Source organism: Oscillibacter sp. CU971 (assembly GCF_905219725.1).
Taxonomy (GTDB): Bacteria; Bacillota; Clostridia; order Oscillospirales; family Oscillospiraceae; genus Oscillibacter.
On sequence record NZ_CAJMXG010000355.1, the window covers coordinates 1 to 2,497 of the forward strand.

Annotated in this window: 3 protein-coding genes; all 3 read left to right on the plus strand. The window is 58.4% G+C overall.

The window, feature by feature from the left end:
- Window positions 1-130: 130 nt before the first annotated feature.
- A complete protein-coding gene (locus JX325_RS15245) occupies window positions 131-1,093 on the plus strand; it encodes a tripartite tricarboxylate transporter substrate-binding protein (RefSeq protein ID WP_204791914.1) in 963 nt (320 codons plus the stop codon).
- Between the two features lie 89 nt (window positions 1,094-1,182).
- Complete coding sequence (locus JX325_RS15250; protein WP_204791915.1) at window positions 1,183-1,698, plus strand: tripartite tricarboxylate transporter TctB family protein; 516 nt, start codon at window positions 1,183-1,185, stop codon at window positions 1,696-1,698.
- 12 nt (window positions 1,699-1,710) lie between these two features.
- On the plus strand, window positions 1,711-2,497 hold a 787-nt coding region (locus JX325_RS15255; protein WP_204791916.1), incomplete at its 3' end, for a tripartite tricarboxylate transporter permease.

The window sequence follows — 2,497 nt, forward strand, 5'->3', positions numbered from 1 at the left end:
CCAGACAACTTTGTTTCTTTTCTTTTAAAAGCTGTTGAATCAAGCGTGACTTTATGCTACATTTTCAATATACAGATGTTGGAAAATGACCTGGACCTCATCTGATGCATAACAGAAAAGGAGCGAGATTATGAAAAGAAGAATTCTCAGCATTGCACTGCTTGCCGCCATGTGCGCAGCCCTGCTGGCGGGCTGCGGCCAAAAGTCCGCAACCTGGAAAGTGACCTGCCCCTGGGCTCCCTCCGGCGTGGCCGCCATGGTGAGCCAGCAGGCGGCGACCAAGTCCACCAGCTACTCCGACACCATCACCCTGGTGGCCGAAGCCATCAAGGGAGACGCCGCCACTGTAAACACCTGGGTAGCCGACACCAAGGCCAACGATACCGAGCTGGTCTTCGTGGGCGAGGGCCTGCTGTCCATCACCTCCATCCTGGACCCGGCCAAGATGCAGTTCGGCTATGAGGACTTTGTGTTTGTGGAGAACCTGTATTCCTCCATCTTCGTCCTCTCCGCCGACGCCAAGCTGAACATCGGCAGCGTGGCCGACCTGGAAGCCTATGTCCAGCAGGGAACGGAAATCAGCGTGGCCGTCAACGGCGCNACCAGCTCCGAGGCGTTCCTGGCCGCGGCTTTGTTCGGTTCCATGGGCGCGGGTGATAAGCTGAAGCTGACCCCCTATCAGTCTGCCGCCGAGGCCGCTCAGGCCGTGTCCCGTGGCGAAACCCAGTTCGCCGTCTCCCACCAGTCCCAGATTCTGGAGACCTATCAGCAAAAGGGCGTGACCGTTGTGTGCGCCTTTGACGAGGGCAATATCGAAAACGGTCCCTTCGCCGGCGTAGAGGGCGTGGGCCAGCACGGCTATCCCTACTTCCGCAACCGCTGCTTTGTCATGGCCCGGGCCGGCACCGACGAGAAGAAGGTCGCTGAGCTGAAAGAGCTCTACGGCAAGATTCTGGCGGACGCGGAGGTCGTGGAGTGGCTCCAGGACACCATGCTGCTGGAAGTGGATACCATGTCCGTTGCGGACGTGGAAGCCCATGTGGAAAACGTGAAGAGCATCGTCAACGAATATAAGGACATCGTCGCGGGCTGATCGCAGCGATCCATACGGGGGAATGGGATAGGGCAGAGGTCCCGCCCATTCCCCCTTTTTATTCTCTGAATTTTGAAAGGAGGACCCCTATGAAGCAATGGGTAGAGCAGTTTAACGGCCGTATGGACGCCTGGGGCCGGAAGCTGCACGAAAAAGAAATCCGCATCCCCATTGACCTGGTTACCGGCCTGGCGTTCGCGCTCTTTGCCCTGGCAATCCTGCTGGTCATGCCGGACCAGGTGGCGGTTTCCGAGAAGGACGTGGTCAACGGCCGGGCGTTTCCCACCCTGCTGATGACGGTCATGCTTTTGTGCTGCGCCATGCTGATTGGCAAGGAGCTCTATAAGCTGGCCACAAAGCAGCCCTTGAATTGGAAGGTCATCAACATTCAGGTGGAGGCCAAGGCGCTGGTAATCCTGGGCATTCTGCTGGGCACCTATTTTCTCAGCAAGTGGACCGGCCTGTTTGTGGTGGGCGCGGTATTTTGCTGCCTGGGTTTTTTGCTGTATTTCCGGTGCCGGAAGAAATCCTACTATGTCATTACCCTGGTCATTGCGGTAGCCATCTGGGCGGCCTTTCGCTTTGCCTTGGGCGTGGACTTTTAAGGAGGGGGATTCATGTTACAGTACATTGCCCCGGCCACCGGCCTTTTGTTTACGCTGGAAAACATCCTGTGGATTAACATCGGCGTGTTTATCGGCTCGGTTTTCGCGGCTATCCCCGGGCTGAGCGTCATCCTGTGCGTGATTTTGTTCCTGCCCGTCACCTACTCCATGACCGCCATTCCCGGCATGATGTTCCTGCTTGGCATCTACTGCGCCGGGGGCTATGGCGGCAGCGTGTCCGCCATTCTCATCAACACCCCCGGCACCCCTCACGCGGCGGCCACCATGCTGGACGGGCATCCCCTGTCGGAGCAGGGGCGGACCAAGGCCGCGCTGAAAATTGCCTTGTATGCCTCCACCTTCGGCGGGATCTTCTCCGCCCTGATGCTGCTGTTTCTGGGGCCCCAGGTGGCCCGGGTGGCCGCTCAGCTGGGCACCGCGGAGTACTTCATGGTCTGCGTTTTTGGCCTGACCATCATCGCCGGCGTATCGGGCAAGAGCATGATCAAGGGCTTAATTTCCGCCTGCCTGGGACTGCTTATCTCCTGCGTGGGCTCCGACCCCATGACCAGCTATGACCGCTTTACCTTCGGCATTTCCCGGCTGTACCTGGGTTTGGACCTGGCAGTCTGCCTCATTGGCCTTTTCGCCCTGGTGGAGATCATGTCCAAGGCGGAGAAACGGCTGGACCGCCTGAATCTGGATACCACCCAAATCAAGGACGACGGCGTCATTACCAAGGAGGAATACAAGCGCATGGCCCGTCCGGTGCTGCTGTCCTCCATCATCGGCGTAATGG

Excerpts from the sequence above, each read along its gene's own strand:
- JX325_RS15250 (WP_204791915.1), top strand. The coding sequence starts at position 1,183 with ATGAAGCAATGGGTAGAGCAGTTTAACGGCCGTATGGACGCCTGGGGC.